17 protein-coding genes, 1 tRNA gene and 1 riboswitch are annotated in these 13906 nt (G+C 36.0%); of the genes, 8 read left to right on the top strand and 10 right to left on the bottom strand.

Annotated elements, in window-relative coordinates:
• Positions 1 to 159 precede the first annotated feature (159 nt).
• Positions 160 to 930, top strand: a complete 771-nt coding sequence (locus AN964_RS23795) for an IclR family transcriptional regulator (protein WP_055742266.1) — start codon at positions 160 to 162, stop codon at positions 928 to 930.
• On the opposite strand, the gene AN964_RS23790 is transcribed toward AN964_RS23795, so the two are convergent.
• The 4 genes from AN964_RS23790 to AN964_RS23780 form a co-directional block, all read right to left on the bottom strand.
• Positions 927 to 2270, bottom strand: a complete 1344-nt coding sequence (locus tag AN964_RS23790) for a bifunctional folylpolyglutamate synthase/dihydrofolate synthase (RefSeq protein WP_055742265.1) — start codon at positions 2268 to 2270, stop codon at positions 927 to 929. The genes AN964_RS23795 and AN964_RS23790 overlap by 4 nt on opposite strands.
• Complete coding sequence (locus tag AN964_RS23785) at positions 2267 to 3592, bottom strand: bifunctional folylpolyglutamate synthase/dihydrofolate synthase (protein ID WP_055742264.1); 1326 nt, start codon at positions 3590 to 3592, stop codon at positions 2267 to 2269. Before AN964_RS23785 ends, AN964_RS23790 begins: the two co-directional genes overlap by 4 nt.
• A 108-nt stretch (positions 3593 to 3700) precedes the next feature.
• A complete protein-coding gene (locus AN964_RS26555; RefSeq protein WP_161809315.1) occupies positions 3701 to 3856 on the bottom strand; it encodes a hypothetical protein in 156 nt (51 codons plus the stop codon).
• Between the two features lie 98 nt (positions 3857 to 3954).
• The gene (locus AN964_RS23780) at positions 3955 to 4518 is read right to left on the bottom strand and encodes a GNAT family N-acetyltransferase (RefSeq protein ID WP_055742263.1); all 564 of its coding nucleotides are present in this window, start codon (positions 4516 to 4518) and stop codon (positions 3955 to 3957) included.
• A gap of 419 nt (positions 4519 to 4937) precedes the next feature.
• On the opposite strand from AN964_RS23780, the gene AN964_RS23775 reads away from it, so the two are divergent.
• Together AN964_RS23775 and AN964_RS27215 are read left to right on the top strand one after the other, a co-directional pair.
• A tRNA-Arg gene (locus AN964_RS23775) sits at positions 4938 to 5010 on the top strand.
• A 381-nt stretch (positions 5011 to 5391) separates the two neighbouring features.
• Positions 5392 to 5760, top strand: a complete 369-nt coding sequence (locus tag AN964_RS27215) for a LysM peptidoglycan-binding domain-containing protein (RefSeq protein WP_055742262.1) — start codon at positions 5392 to 5394, stop codon at positions 5758 to 5760.
• A 267-nt stretch (positions 5761 to 6027) separates the two neighbouring features.
• Here the strand turns inward: AN964_RS27215 and AN964_RS25845 are convergent, their stop codons facing one another.
• A complete protein-coding gene (locus AN964_RS25845; RefSeq protein ID WP_083489532.1) occupies positions 6028 to 6129 on the bottom strand; it encodes a YjcZ family sporulation protein in 102 nt (33 codons plus the stop codon).
• A 465-nt stretch (positions 6130 to 6594) separates the two neighbouring features.
• On the opposite strand from AN964_RS25845, the gene AN964_RS27395 reads away from it, so the two are divergent.
• Together AN964_RS27395 and AN964_RS23765 are read left to right on the top strand one after the other, a co-directional pair.
• The gene (locus tag AN964_RS27395) at positions 6595 to 6717 is read left to right on the top strand and encodes a hypothetical protein (protein ID WP_280513093.1); all 123 of its coding nucleotides are present in this window, start codon (positions 6595 to 6597) and stop codon (positions 6715 to 6717) included.
• 136 nt (positions 6718 to 6853) lie between these two features.
• Positions 6854 to 7279 carry an acyl-CoA thioesterase gene (locus AN964_RS23765; protein ID WP_055742511.1) on the top strand — a complete coding sequence of 142 codons (426 nt, stop codon included), beginning with the start codon at positions 6854 to 6856 and terminating at the stop codon, positions 7277 to 7279.
• A gap of 34 nt (positions 7280 to 7313) precedes the next feature.
• On the opposite strand, the gene pgoN is transcribed toward AN964_RS23765, so the two are convergent.
• Both pgoN and AN964_RS23755 read right to left on the bottom strand, forming a co-directional pair.
• Entirely contained in the window at positions 7314 to 8156 is an 843-nt protein-coding gene (gene pgoN, locus AN964_RS23760) for a glyoxal/methylglyoxal reductase (protein WP_055742261.1), read from the bottom strand.
• Between the two features lie 19 nt (positions 8157 to 8175).
• Positions 8176 to 9372, bottom strand: coding sequence for an MFS transporter (locus tag AN964_RS23755; protein WP_055742260.1), 1197 nt, complete (start codon positions 9370 to 9372; stop codon positions 8176 to 8178).
• Positions 9373 to 9559: 187 nt separating this feature from the next.
• On the opposite strand from AN964_RS23755, the gene AN964_RS23750 reads away from it, so the two are divergent.
• Positions 9560 to 9925 (top strand): winged helix-turn-helix transcriptional regulator, encoded by a 366-nt coding sequence (locus AN964_RS23750; protein WP_055742259.1) that lies wholly within the window; start codon positions 9560 to 9562, stop codon positions 9923 to 9925.
• Positions 9926 to 9944: 19 nt separating this feature from the next.
• Here the strand turns inward: AN964_RS23750 and AN964_RS23745 are convergent, their stop codons facing one another.
• From AN964_RS23745 to AN964_RS26550, 3 genes are all read right to left on the bottom strand, one after another.
• Positions 9945 to 10352: a GNAT family N-acetyltransferase gene (locus AN964_RS23745; protein WP_055742258.1), complete on the bottom strand. Its 408-nt coding sequence runs from the start codon at positions 10350 to 10352 to the stop codon at positions 9945 to 9947.
• Between the two features lie 726 nt (positions 10353 to 11078).
• Positions 11079 to 11306 carry a hypothetical protein gene (locus tag AN964_RS26185; RefSeq protein ID WP_152982456.1) on the bottom strand — a complete coding sequence of 76 codons (228 nt, stop codon included), beginning with the start codon at positions 11304 to 11306 and terminating at the stop codon, positions 11079 to 11081.
• Between the two features lie 43 nt (positions 11307 to 11349).
• A complete protein-coding gene (locus AN964_RS26550) occupies positions 11350 to 11511 on the bottom strand; it encodes a hypothetical protein (RefSeq protein ID WP_161809314.1) in 162 nt (53 codons plus the stop codon).
• Positions 11512 to 11612: 101 nt separating this feature from the next.
• Here AN964_RS26550 and AN964_RS23740 point away from each other — a divergent pair, with 101 nt between their 5' ends.
• Together AN964_RS23740 and AN964_RS23735 are read left to right on the top strand one after the other, a co-directional pair.
• Positions 11613 to 12470: an aldose epimerase family protein gene (locus AN964_RS23740; protein WP_055742257.1), complete on the top strand. Its 858-nt coding sequence runs from the start codon at positions 11613 to 11615 to the stop codon at positions 12468 to 12470.
• Positions 12471 to 12611: 141 nt separating this feature from the next.
• Positions 12612 to 12698: riboswitch (cyclic di-GMP riboswitch) on the top strand.
• Between the two features lie 229 nt (positions 12699 to 12927).
• Positions 12928 to 13218, top strand: coding sequence for a hypothetical protein (locus AN964_RS23735; protein WP_055742256.1), 291 nt, complete (start codon positions 12928 to 12930; stop codon positions 13216 to 13218).
• Positions 13219 to 13906: the final 688 nt, after the last annotated feature.

Here is a 13906-nt window from a genome sequence, read left to right as displayed (position 1 = left end):
TCCCTACGATAAGTCAACATCATGTGAAATTTGAAGTGCCAATTTCACCAGCTTGTGAGCTACCTCAGCGCGGTTTCCTTTATCTGTAAGGTGAGCACTACGAAATCCGGACGCCGATGTGCAAGGCGCTTACGCATTTGATTTAAGGGGACGGTATAAATGAATCAAAGTATTATCAAAGCATTAAGTTTGCTTGACTTATTTTCTGATGGCAGGCAAGAACTGAGCTTAAAAGAAATTACAGAGGAAGCCAAACTGCCGAAGCCGACCGTATATCGTCTGTTAGCATCATTGGAATACAGTGGTTTTATTACGAAAACAAAAGAAACCGAGAATGATAGCCGTTATAAATTAGGGCTGAAATTGCTCGAGCTGGGGTCTCTTGTCTCCGAACAGCTGGAGCTGCGTAAAATAGCTTTGCCGCACATGAAAAAACTTGCCGGACAGCTAAATGAAGTGGTTCATTTAGTAATCTCCCATCAAAATGAGGCAGTCTATATCGAGAAGGTTGAAAGTACAAGGGCGTTAAGGCTCCACACACGAATCGGTAAAAGGTCTCCGCTCTATCTTGGATCGGGACCGAAATTATTATTAGCCTTCATGGAGGATAATCGGAAAAAGCTTGTGATGGAGGAGATTATCCAGTATAGAAAGATCGAAAAGCATTCGCTTTTAGAAGATTTACAGCAAATAAAACAAAGAGGATATGCCATTAGTTACGGGGAACAGGACGTAGGTACAGTCGGAATATCTTTTCCTATTTATGATTATCAGGGACATGTGGTCGCCTCTTTAGCGGTAAGTGGTCCAACAAGCCGTTTCGAAGGGCAAAATATGGACTATATTAAAGAAAAGACGGAAGTCACTGCGGGTAATATATCGCAGGAACTAGGGTATAAAAATGAAAGAAACAGGAACCTTCCGTTTTAAAGGAAAGGTTCCTGCTTTTGCATAAATATTCTTTTCGCATTGCTAATGAAAGTTTGCGTTCCGATAATTAGTAAAATATCAAATGAATCCTTTTTCACCAAATTTACCGCATCAGCTAACCACTCTGTTTCCTCTACATTACCATGAATTGTTTTTGCAAACGATAAAGCATCTGTAGGAAAGGTGAGATGACTGATGTCCGGCTTTGATATAAATATTTTTTTTGAAAAAGAGGCAACCGTTTCTATAACACCTTTATAATCCTTATCTTCTGGTACTCCAACAATCGAAATCACCTTGTTCTTCCCGAATGATTGAAGGACTTCCTTTACGTATTGAGCAGATTCCCTGTTTATGGCCCCATCCATAATAATGGTCGGTTTTTGTGAAACGATCTCACATCGCCCTGGCCATTCCAACTGCCGAAAACAATTTTTAATTAAATCCTCTTTTAATGGATGTCGGAGAATCTCCTCACAAGCATTCAAAGCTGTTGCAGCATTAAAGGCTTGAAATGAACCGAGCAGCGGCAAAGTTACTTTTGAGTAATTTGCTTTTGATGTTTTAACGATAAAGGAAGTTCCGCTTTTATCTAATTTGATTTTGTTAGCGGAAAAATCCTTATCGTACATTTGAAGATGACCTGCAAATCCCTGTAATTGCTGGTATATATCCTTTATTAAAAAAGGTTCCTGTCTCCCAATAATGACCGATTTCGTTTCTTCTTTTACAATTCCTAACTTGTGTTTTACAATGTCATAAATCGTTGGGCCCAGTTGACGTGTATGCTCTTCCATCACCGATGTGAGAACAGCCCATTCATTAGACAAAACAATAGTATCATCATATTTTCCGCCGCGTCCGCATTCGATAATATTAATATCTGTCTTATGTTCTTTAAAATACATAACCGCAATAGCGAGTGCCAGACCAACCGGGCCCTGGTATTCTGTCGGTGACAGATCTTTTTCTATCGCTGAAAAAGCAGGCAGCATTTTGGTGCTGAGCCTAATAAAATCCTCATTCGTTATTGGTTTTCCATTTAAACGGATACGTTCATTAAATCGGATTAAATGCGGCGATGTAAACAATCCGACTTTTAAACCATGATATTGAAGCAAAGAGGCAAGCATCATAGAGGTCGAGCCTTTGCCTTTGCTGCCAGTAACAAGCACATATTTTTCACCGCTGTCAGGATTCTTGAGCAAATCAAGTAGTTTTCGCGTGAGATATGGCTTTCGAACCTCTTCATCCTTTGTCTTCGTGATATGAGGGTGTGCCCGTAAATAAGACTGGTATATTAAGTTTTCTGCATCCTGCATCGTTAGGATCGTTGTCATTCTTTTCCCTCGTTAAGCACAAATTTCTTCACATAACCTACCAAGTATAAGGATCCAGTTACTAATACAATCTGGTTTTTTTGATTCAGTTCGAATGCTTTTTTTAAAGCACTTTTCATATCTGGATAATAGAAGTATTGGATATCCTTCACGGAAATCAAGGATTTTTCAATCTCTTCTTGCCTTATATTTCTCTCTCTAAAAGGATGTGGCGTGATGATATAGGAAGCTTGTTCAAAATGAATGGACTTCATCATTTTTTCCACATCTTTATTGGACGAAATAGATAGCATAACACTGGACACCTGCAATCCTAGTGAATCAATGCTTTCCTTTAATGTTTTCAGCTCTAAAGTATTGTGGGCGCCATCGAATAAAAAGGTCATACCGTTCTTTTCAAGCATTTCCATGCGGCAAGGCAAGGCTGCTTGATACAGGGCTTGGATAATGACGTCTTTTTCAAACGAATAGCCGCATTCTGATAATGCTTCTACCACTGCAATAGCATTGCTTGCATTTTGCACTTGATGGGTTCCGAGCATCTCGATTTGAATATTTTTAAGAAAATAATGAAGACCTTTAAAATAGAAGGTATTCCCAGTTGTATCACTTGATGTCGTTATAAAATCATAGTCACGATAGAGAAATCGAAAGACAGTTTCACAATGATGCTCAATTTTTAGCAGATAATTTCGGGCTTGAACATTATTCATCCCGCATATCGCATATTTAGTTGTTGGCTTTATAATACAAGATTTATCAAGGATAATATCCTCAATGGTAGACCCTAGTAAATGGGAATGATCCATCGTGATTTCCGTAAAGACGGCAATCATTGGATCAAAAATATTGGATGGATCTGTTTTACCGCCAACCCCGTTTTCAAATACCACCAGTTGGATTCCGTGTTTTTGAAAATAAGTAAGAGCAATCATGATCATTACATGCATATGCCCGACATCATCTTTTAGTGGATAATCCTCCAGTTTTTGCTGAATATCTAGGACAATGGAGGAAAATTCCTCACGATCAATGAGGGAACCGTTAATGGCAAATCTTTCTTCATAATCCGTTAGATGCGGACCGGTAAAAAGCCCGTGATCCATCGCATGGTGCGTTAAAATAGAAGAAATAAATTGCGCAGTGCTTCCCTTCCCACATGATCCCGTTATTTGAATAAAAGTAAATTCAGCCGGATCCACCTGTATTAATTGCAGTACCTCCACCATTATTTTATGGTGATACCCATGATCTCTCCGGGTTGTGCGTCCATTGTAACTGGAGAGAAAGGCGAGTGCCTTATCATATTCTGTATTTTTCATCCATGTATGCTCCCATAAATAATCATTCAAAATAGGCAATTTTTCTAAATAAAATATTACCACATCTAAAAGGAATGTTAGAAATAAGAAAACACCCTATCCCGGGTGTCATGTATAAAAGGAGTCTGTATGCGGCGGTACAGGGTCTATTGTTTTAGCATCCTCCGAATGCAATGCCAATTTTAAAGCAAAGACAAATATCCAACCTCCGAATCCAACAACAAAAAAAAGAACACCAATGGTAATGATCCATAACTCAGCCATATTTTTCATCTCCTTTTGATGCATTCAAAATGTGAACACTTTTTGAACAGCATGTTAATAAAAAATATGCTGAAAGGACGAAAAGCTTTCCAACTATTTTAGTTTCTGCGGGACAAATTTTGCTCCCATTCTTTCTTTAATAATCCGAATAAAAGCATATCGTATGTTTTTCCATCCCTGTCCAAAAACTCTCGATAAGATCCTTCATGTGTAAACCCCAGTTTTTTATAAAGCTGGATAGCTGACTGATTGTAACTAAACACGGTAAGTTGAACACGTCTGAGATTTAGTTCATGAAAAGCGAATTGCAGGGCAAGCTCGAAAGCTTCCTTTCCATAACCTTTCCCACGATTTTTTTCGTCACCAATGGCAATGGAAATCCCTGTAACTCGTTGATTCCAAAGGATTCCGTCTAATTCAATATAACCGATTAATTGATTGCTCTCGATTGTTCTGATAGCAAATACATATTGGTTAGTAGTAGTAGTAGTAAGTTCTGCAAACCAAGATTGGAGAGAGGCTATGCTGCGCGGCCCGGCAGGAATAGCATCAAACAACCGTAAAAAGACAGGATCCTGATACCACTCTAAAATAGTGTTTAGGTCATCTTCCGTTAAAGCATTCAACTTTACTTTTTCACCTTGTAAAATGGAAGAAATCATTTGTTTCACCTCTTTATATAAGTCCAGATGAAGATTACATTCCGCGTGAATTTTATTCGCTCATTTAATCCCATTGATAAAAATTTCTTCAAAACCTTCTTAAAAGTTCTAGATAGTCGTTTACGAATTTGATAATATTTGATTATTGATATGAGGAGGATTATTCAGCTATGAAAAAATTCTTACTAGGTGCCTTAATTACAATAATTGTATTAATGCTTATCTTCATTATCGTGATGGAAGTCTATCCTTTTTAGTAACATACCAACCAGAATGATTTACATATTAGCTCCTGCCTTCCCAATTCGACGGGAAATGCAATTATCCTTTATTTATAACCGAATTTTTCCACGAATGTTAAACAATAAGCCTTTTCAAAAAAGGCAGGATGCTATATAATATTTAATGCACATTAACATGGCTCCGTAGCTCAGCGGATAGAGCGTCGGTTTCCTAAACCGTGCGTCGGAGGTTCGAGTCCTCTCGGGGCCGTATCTGCAAAATCGATAAAGGCAAGGATTTCAGCGAATCTGAAATTCTTGCCTTTTTCTGTGAATTACAAATTGCAAACGTTATTCTACTAAACGGCATTTTGGGGGATGTCGTTCATTATTACAAGAATTATGAATAAGTTTATGAAGCAGTAATAAAAAATATCTGTATTAAACAAAACTCGGTGACAATAGTCCTATTCATTACTGGACTTGCCACCGAGAAAGCCTTTTAATAAATTTTAAGTCCAACTTTTGGGGGGCAGATCATATCAGGCTTTTTTATTTTTCTTTTTTTCTTGCATTTTGTCTACAAAATTAGCAATTAAACCGATTACAGCAAGGAACACCAATTGAGTCCTTTAATTTAACTAAATATGATGTGAAAAATGAGCCCAAGCCAAATGGAGATCAAAAGTATACAGTTGTAACGTCCGTGAATGCCTATGTTACAGCTGCTGATGCCAAAGCCGGTAAAAATATAAAAGGAACCGTTAAAGCTGGCACTTATTTCGTGTTTAACAAATCAGACGGTATGATTAATGTTACAACGAAACCTGGTGCTCCCGGCAGTTGGATTAATCCTAATGAAAATAAAGCGGCTGCACCTGTCTATCACTCGGTAGTAAAAGGGGATACAGTCTCAGAGCTAGCGGTGAAATATGGTGCTTCCCAAGCCGATATCAAAAAATGGAATAATCTTAATGATGACTACTTAATTAAAATTGGGGAGAGAATCCGGGTTAAGTAGGACAGCTTACCGAAGTTACCAAGCAAGGATTTCGTTAATAGAAATTCTTGCTTTTTTAATTCTTAAAACTCTATTTTCCGTTAAGTGACGTTTTTGATTTGTCTGTAATTACCGAAAAGGTAAACCAACTGTAACTATGAGGAAAGCTTCAGAATTAAATAGTAATTTTCACTAGTAGTATTATGGATAATTTTTTTGTTAGGTTCATTTCATCAACAGAAAAATCGGCCACCCTTTTATGACCGATTGATAAAAAGTTATTAAGTTTTAATAAACGTATGCAGCTTCGACAATAATTAAAAGAATGAAAAGAACAACAATTAAAGCAAAACCTGCTCCATATCCGTATCCAGCCGCAGCTTCAATCATAATTATCAATTCATTTAACGCAGTTAGAAAATTTGAAAAGCGGTAGAGGTGCTATTTAATGATAAACATCTAAACCATTGAAAGTGAGTGATTACATTTTATATGGATTGTATAAACATAGATTTCAAGTTTTTTAGGAAGACGGTTTTTTATTAAAAAACTTAAAAATTGAAGGAAAATATTTAAACGTTTGTATTCTCGGTTTAATATTTAGAGAATGTAAAATACACCACGATTTTAAGCATCAACTGTATGAATGAAACAATTAAAAGAAAAAGGGACCTCGACGAAATCCAAAGCGTGGACCAAAGCGCGGACCAAAACGTGGGCCAAATCGCGGACCAAAACGCGGGCCAAAACGTGGGCCAAATCCGAAACCTCCAAATGGTGGCATAAATATTCCCCTCCTTTTTATTGAGCGATAATACAGGTTATGCAATTAAATTTGCTGGTGAGAGGGCAAGCATGGAAAAAATAAAAAATAAAATACGCATTTCGATAAAGAAAATCCTTTTTACGTGCAATGAAGTTGTACCATTTCCGTTATTAATTGCAAATGGAATAAACATTTTAAGGATGGGACAGTAACTAAGGTTTTCATTCGTAAATAAGCCGATTTCCCTAGCAAACTTTTGGGTTTGCGAACCCTCCTGTTAGAACATACAAATCCAATAGTATAAAATAAATGTAAAAGTAACGAGAAAGGAAGTATAAAATGGATAACATGTACGTTGCAACCCAGGAAATTCAATTTTCTTATGCTGACACAGATATGATGGGAGTTATTTATCATGCGAACTATATCAAATGGTTGGAATTAGGCAGAACAAAGCTGATAGAAGATATCGGGTATGATTATATGGACATGGAGAAAGCAGGTTATTATGCACCAGTTTATAATCTGGAAATTACATATGAAAAGCCCGTAAAACTTGGGGACAGAGTATTTGTGAAGACATGGGTGGATGTAAACCAAGGGCTACGCACTGTTTATGGATTTCAAATTGTAAATGGCGAAGGGGAAGTATGTGCGAAAGGTACGACCACTCATATCGTAGTAAAAAAAGAAAATGATAAATTCAAACCAGTACAATTTAAAAAAGCCTTCCCAGATTGGTTTCAGAAGTACGAAGAAATAAAACGCAAATAAAAGGTGACCCCAATGGCCACCTTTTATAATAGAATTAGAAATCAAAATTATCAGGATCAGGACCTACACGATGATTTTGATTTAAAGCATCAATTGCCTTCATATCTTCGTTGGATAACGTAAAATCAAATACATTTGCGTTCTCAATAATTCGGTGTTCCTTAGTAGATTTAGGGATAACGACGATACCGTTTTGTAAGTCCCATCTTAAAATGATTTGGGCAATAGATTTATTGTATTTTTCAGCGATTACCTTGAGCTCAGGCAGATCCAGCAATTGCCCTTGCATTAATGGAGACCACGCTTCTAACTGGATGTCATTTTCTAAGCAATAGGATAGAAGTTCTTTTTGAGTAAGGCGTGGATGTAATTCCACTTGGTTTACCATTGGCTTTATTTCCGCATCTTTGAGTAAGTCCTCAAGATGATGGATTTGAAAATTACTAACCCCAATGGCTTTCACCTTCCCAGCTTTATATAGAGTTTCTAAAGCTCTCCATGCCTCTTTATATTTTCCTTCAACTGGCCAATGAATAAGATATAAATCTAGATATTCTAAGCCGAGTTTATCCAAGCTTGTTTCAAACGCTTTTAATGTTGAATCATATCCTAAATCATCGTTCCACACTTTGGATGTGATAAATAAGTCATCTCTTGAAATGCCTGCTTCTTTGATTCCTTCTAATATACCTTTGCCAACACCTGTTTCATTTCCATAAATAGCCGCTGTGTCCACGCTGCGGTATCCATGTTTAATTGCGTTTTTAACTGCTTGAACTAGCTCTTGTCCTTCTTCTACTTTAAAAACCCCTAGTCCAAACCATGGCATTTTCACACCGTTATGCAAAGTAGTTGTATCTTGTAAATTTTTTATCATGATCTATTCCTCCAATTTATTAATTAGTTGTTACCTTTTCTTCATTTTTTTCAAGCTTGCGGCTCCAGCCTGTCAAAAAGACGGCTAATAATACCATGAATGCTCCGATCCATGTTGTATGAATTAAACCTAAAGAATTTGTAATAACACCCCCTAAATAGGATCCGATTGCTATTCCGGCATTAAAGGCAGCAATATTTAAAGCAGATGCGACGTCTACTGAACTAGGTACAAATCGTTCTGCTAGCATCACAACATACACTTGGAGACCAGGTACATTCATGAAGGCCATTAATCCCATGAAGAAAATGGTGATTAAACCAGCAATTTTAAATGGTGCTGTGAACATTAGAATAAATAAAACAATTGCTTGGATAATGAACATATAAAATAATGACTGTAATGGTTTTCGGTTCGATAGTTTTCCGCCAATAATATTACCAATAGCAATAGCAAGACCATATACAAGCAGAATAATAGCGACGGTACTCGTTTTAAAGCCAGTAATGTCATGAAGCAACGGAGATAAATAAGTGAAAACCACAAATGTACCTCCATACCCGAGGGCTGTGATAATAAATACCATTAATATCCGGCCATTTCTGATAAGATTTAGCTGACTGAGAAAAGTCGTACGGGCAGGTTTTTTTAAATCAGACGGAACAAGAATACTGTTTGCAATGAAGGCGATTATACCAACAATTACAATTAATATAAATGCGAATCTCCATCCCAATTGCTGACCAATAAAAGTACCAAAGGGAACACCCGTAACAGTAGCCACAGTAAGCCCGGAAAACATGATGGATATCGCACTGGCTCTTCGATTTTCCGGAACGATATCGGCTGCAATAGTAGAGCCAATTGACATAAATACTCCATGTGAGAATGCAGAAATCACACGAGCTGCCAGTAGTATTCCAATACTAGTAGCACTGGCCGCAATACTGTTGCCAAGGATAAAAATAATCATTATCCAAAGTAAAAGGGACTTTCGTGACATTGCCGATGTTAAGGATGTTAAAATCGGTGCCCCGAACGTTACACCTAAAGCATATAAGGAAACCGTTAATCCCGCTGTTGTAACGGAAATTTTCAAATCATTCGCGATCAACGGCAATAATCCAACACTAATAAATTCAGTTGTACCGATAGCAAATGCACTTACAGCTAACGCTAGTAAGGCAAACGTACTTCGATTTTTATTTGCTGTCATTTGTATCCTCCTTAATAAATGTATATATAGAATGGTGTAATTGAAAAAATATATGAGTGAACTTCCCGTCGACAAATGCTATTATGGGATATATAAAACGTATTGAAAAGTACGTACTTTAAAGTGCTATAGGTACCTGAAGGTTTTATAGGTACTTTTTAGTTCCTATAGAGTAGGAGGAGCAATCATGCCAAAAAAGAAGTACAACATCGGAGTAGAAGCAACACTGGAAGTGATTGGAGGAAAATGGAAATGTGTTATTTTATGTCATTTAACACATGGAAAAAAACGGACTAGCGAATTAAAACGCCTTATGCCGCAAATTACCCAAAAGATGCTTACACAGCAATTAAGAGAACTGGAAGCGGATGGGGTTATTAAACGAATTATCTATAATCAAGTTCCGCCAAAAGTTGAATATGAATTGAGTGAGTATGGTTGGAGTTTAAAAGGTATTTTAGATTCTTTATGTGCATGGGGAGAATTTCATTTAGATAAAGTATACGGAGACAAATCTGAGGTATTAGAAGAAAGTATTTTAAATGAAAAATAAGGGTATTTTTCGAATACCCTTAATATCTTTTATACATTCCAACGGATTTTGGCTGTGTATAATCAAAACCAAACTTTTTATATAGTTGATCTGCAGGCAAATCTGCAATTAAACTTACATATGAATCTGCAGGTGCATTTTTATCCAAGTAATTTGTCAGCTCTGTCATAATCGTTTTTCCTAGTCCTTGTCCTTGATAGGCGGGATCAACTGCAATATCAACAATATGATAGAAGTTGCCACCATCTCCAATAATTCTTCCCATCCCGATTAATTTTTCTCCAAATCGAAGAGTTACAGCAAGAATGGAGTTTTTCAGGCCTGTTTTGGAAGCATTGAGATCTTTAGAGCTTAATCCTGCTTTGACCCGCAGTTCATTATATTCCTCCGGTGCAGGTGCTTCATAAAATATTTTATAATCTATCATGATTTATCCCCTTTTTTTTATTTCATTTTAACTCATAAAAAAATTTCCGGCTATAAAAGCCGGAAAAAGGATTAGGGTATTTAAATAAGGGGGTTACTTGATAATGGAGGGGACCATAATCAAGTAGGAAAATTACTAGCTTGTCCTATTAACAATTACATCATAATCTCTCAAACCTAAAAATTAATGAAAAATAAATTAGAATTAGATGAGAAACAAAATTGTCACAATTGAATCAAAAAATGCACCAAAAACGGTGCGGAAGTTAGAATATTCCCGGTCCTGGTGGAGGTGGCGGAGGGTTATTCCGCTGGTCAAAAGGATTTTTTTCAATATCTTTATTGATCTGTTTTGTCGTATTTGAAGTTACTCTAAAGAAAATGATGGGTAGGATAATGACAAATGCAAGAACAATATAAATCCACATATTAGTCACCACCTTTAAAGAGTGTATATTATCATTAGATGCCAATATTAAAGAAAGATGACAAAAATGGATAAGGTTTATTACCGCTAATTGAAAATGGACGTTTAATCGTGCTTTTTTATGAGGTCAGAGGGGGAATCCGGTAAAAGGAGAATCGTGCCTGAAAACAAGTCCGGACTGGGAAAACGGTAACAATTGGGGGAGAATTGTGCTCGAAGAAGAGGAAAGAACGGAAAAACGGTAACGATCAACGGTTGAATGTGCCCGAAGAAGAGGAAAGAACGGAAAAACGGTAACGATTAACGGTTGAATGTGCCCGAAGAAGAGGAAAGAACGGAAGAACGGTAACGATCAACGGTTGAATGTGCCCGAAGAGGAGAATAAAACGGAAAAATGGTAACAATGAACGGCTGAATATTCCCATGGAAGGTGCTAAAGCATGAAACAGGTAACAATAGATGATGAATAATTGTGCCACAATCAAATTCAGAACGCAAAAGCGGTAACAAAGCACGGAAATTCCCCACTCGTTACCCCTTACTAAACCAAAGAAAAGCAATCCTATTCCCTTTATATAACACTTTTAGTATAAGTAATAGTACTACGTTCAATCATGCCATTTTTCTTAAATTGGTCAATATGTGTCATCCAATAAATCCCGGTAAATAAACCTCCTAAAATAAATAGGATGGATATAAGAAAAAATATGATTTGCTTTTTTTTATTTTTCATATAAGTCTCCCTCCGCACAAATGCAATCTTTTAATAATATATGCCATAATAGTGGGTGGAAGCAACAACAATGATATAGAAGCAAAAAGGAGACAGGTGCAATGTATTCAATTCAAGAACGAATGGACGAAGGTTTAAAAATATACGAATTAAGAGATGGAGATTCATACATAAAAGTTGTACCGGAACGCGGTGGAATAATCACAGAATTCGGGATCAGCGGCACCGAAATTCTTTATTTAAATAGGGAAACTCTGTTAGATAGAGAAGCAAACATTAGAGGAGGAATTCCAATTTTATTCCCCATAAGCGGACAATTGCAAAAAGGTGAATACGAACTTCAAGGAAATACCTATAAAATGAAAAATCATGGTTTTGCGAGAAATATGCCTTGGGAAGTAGTAAAGACTTCTACAGAAGGGGAGTTATCGATTACTTTAAGATTAGAAAGTAATGAAGAAACAAGAAAATCTTATCCATTTGATTTTGAGGTTGTTTTTAAATATATCTTAAAAGAGAATACTCTTTATATAGAACAGGATTATAAAAATTTATCCGAATTAGAAATGCCATTTTATGCCGGATTCCATCCATATTTTAAAACGTCGAAAAAGGTATTAACCATAGAATCTGACGCCAAAACATATCTTGATTATAATGACAATCAAGAGAAAATATTTAAAGGGATCATCGACTTATCTGATAAAAAAGAATCGTTGATGTTACTGGACACTGTGAAAAACGAAGTCCAATTTAAACTTGAGGAAACAAATAAACTAGTTTCATTAGAATATGGCAAGGAATTTAACTATATTGTCTGTTGGACAGAACATGGGAAGGAATTTGTTTGTGTTGAACCATGGATGGCAAAAACATATGAAATGAATCAAAAAGAAGAATTGGTGTATTTAAAACCAAATGAGTCGTTAACGACCTTTTTTCAAATCAAGGTGGAATAAGACAAGGTGTCTCCTTGTCTTTAATTTTTTTCATCGCATAGCCTCAATAGATAGTTTCATCTAAGTGTCGAATTCTCTCTTTTTTTGCTGAAAAATGATTGATATAAGTAACCGAAAAATGATATGTTTAAAAGGTAAAAACAACGATAATAGCAAACCTTTTGAAAAATGGGGACGCAAAGCCACGGGTCTAAGGTTCGGAAGAATGATGATCGCCGGGTTACCGAAAGTTTATTGATAATAATATGAAAAAGATTTTGAAATCTTGTCTTATTAAGTATTCCTATTATGATTTCGGAATTCCTCCTTTATGCGGTCAACTCCCCACTGTCTGCTCGTCTTGTCCTGGATTTTTGTGAAGAAAACCACAAAGTCAAATTGTCTGACCAAGACATTTTTTCCATTTGTTTCTCTATCTTAGAGAAAATTGTTTAAAGAAAGAAGGATTTTATTAAAGATGGCAATAGACGTAAACCAGAAGTCAGATAGATATAGCTATAATCAAATAAAAGAGCATTTATATTCATATATTTTTCCGGCAAATAGTTTGACCTTTTTAGTAAACCAGAAGCTGGAAGTTGAGATGTCAGGGGATCAAATTGTCGATTATATTCTTACTAATTTACCGAGGAGACAAATTCTTGAACTTTTAGAGATGCTCGAAATTATTAAAAATCGCAATTCGAGTCCCATAAGTTATCTACAATATATTTTATATGGAATCGATCAATACAAAGAGCGAAAATAATATAATTGGTATACAGCCTTGTAAAAGTTATAGACCCTCTTGTTATTTCAAATACTTATAGACGATAACTTTCTCCGTTCCTGGAGTTGATATTGGTCTTATAAGTTATTTAATCTAAAAGGCAGTTCATTGTGAAAATCTTTATCCATTTACTGAACTCGTGATGATCATACTGCTTCTGCCATAACGCTGAAAAAAATGAAAGGAAGAATTTAGCTCTTATTTATAGCTAAGTTCTCCATAACCAACCATTGCTTTTCCATCTGGAGGAGCTTTTTTCATCTTGAACCTCATTCGTTCATTATATTAGTGGACTGGATCCCCCCATAACTAACTTAATAATCCATTTTTTCTCTGATAACATAAAATACACGAGTTCTTTTCAATCCTAATATGTGATTCGATTCGGGGCACTCTACTTAAAAAGATTAGGATGTTTTTCAAGTTTTCTTCTCAAAGGTACTATAGTATATGTAAAGAGCCTTTGATAAAATATAGGTGGCTAACTTAAATGACCAAAGAGGAATCGTTAATGATCAGAATCGTAAGTTACCATGAAAGAAAACCGTGTTAGGAATTCAATGCAATAAGTTATTGTAGCTTTCTATAAAAGCTATAAACCATATACTAATACATTTATTAAAATAAAAAAGGAAATTGTTTAATAAGGAGTGTACGGATTTTTAGT

This window comes from Heyndrickxia shackletonii (assembly GCF_001420715.1).
Classification (GTDB): Bacteria; Bacillota; Bacilli; order Bacillales; family Bacillaceae_C; genus Margalitia; species Margalitia shackletonii.
Note: the sequence above shows the minus strand (reverse complement) of the source record. Positions and strands in the feature narration are given on the sequence as shown.

Excerpts from the sequence above, each read along its gene's own strand:
- AN964_RS23795 (WP_055742266.1), top strand. The coding sequence starts at position 160 with ATGAATCAAAGTATTATCAAAGCATTAAGTTTGCTTGACTTATTTTCT.
- AN964_RS23790 (WP_055742265.1), bottom strand. The coding sequence starts at position 2,270 with ATGACAACGATCCTAACGATGCAGGATGCAGAAAACTTAATATACCAG.
- AN964_RS23785 (WP_055742264.1), bottom strand. The coding sequence starts at position 3,592 with ATGAAAAATACAGAATATGATAAGGCACTCGCCTTTCTCTCCAGTTAC.
- AN964_RS26555 (WP_161809315.1), bottom strand. The coding sequence starts at position 3,856 with ATGGCTGAGTTATGGATCATTACCATTGGTGTTCTTTTTTTTGTTGTT.
- AN964_RS23780 (WP_055742263.1), bottom strand. The coding sequence starts at position 4,518 with ATGATTTCTTCCATTTTACAAGGTGAAAAAGTAAAGTTGAATGCTTTA.
- AN964_RS25845 (WP_083489532.1), bottom strand. The coding sequence starts at position 6,129 with ATGATTGAAGCTGCGGCTGGATACGGATATGGAGCAGGTTTTGCTTTA.
- AN964_RS27395 (WP_280513093.1), top strand. The coding sequence starts at position 6,595 with ATGGAAAAAATAAAAAATAAAATACGCATTTCGATAAAGAAAATCCTT.
- AN964_RS23765 (WP_055742511.1), top strand. The coding sequence starts at position 6,854 with ATGTACGTTGCAACCCAGGAAATTCAATTTTCTTATGCTGACACAGAT.
- pgoN (WP_055742261.1), bottom strand. The coding sequence starts at position 8,156 with ATGATAAAAAATTTACAAGATACAACTACTTTGCATAACGGTGTGAAA.
- AN964_RS23755 (WP_055742260.1), bottom strand. The coding sequence starts at position 9,372 with ATGACAGCAAATAAAAATCGAAGTACGTTTGCCTTACTAGCGTTAGCT.
- AN964_RS23750 (WP_055742259.1), top strand. The coding sequence starts at position 9,560 with ATGCCAAAAAAGAAGTACAACATCGGAGTAGAAGCAACACTGGAAGTG.
- AN964_RS23745 (WP_055742258.1), bottom strand. The coding sequence starts at position 10,352 with ATGATAGATTATAAAATATTTTATGAAGCACCTGCACCGGAGGAATAT.
- AN964_RS26550 (WP_161809314.1), bottom strand. The coding sequence starts at position 11,511 with ATGAAAAATAAAAAAAAGCAAATCATATTTTTTCTTATATCCATCCTA.
- AN964_RS23740 (WP_055742257.1), top strand. The coding sequence starts at position 11,613 with ATGTATTCAATTCAAGAACGAATGGACGAAGGTTTAAAAATATACGAA.
- AN964_RS23735 (WP_055742256.1), top strand. The coding sequence starts at position 12,928 with ATGGCAATAGACGTAAACCAGAAGTCAGATAGATATAGCTATAATCAA.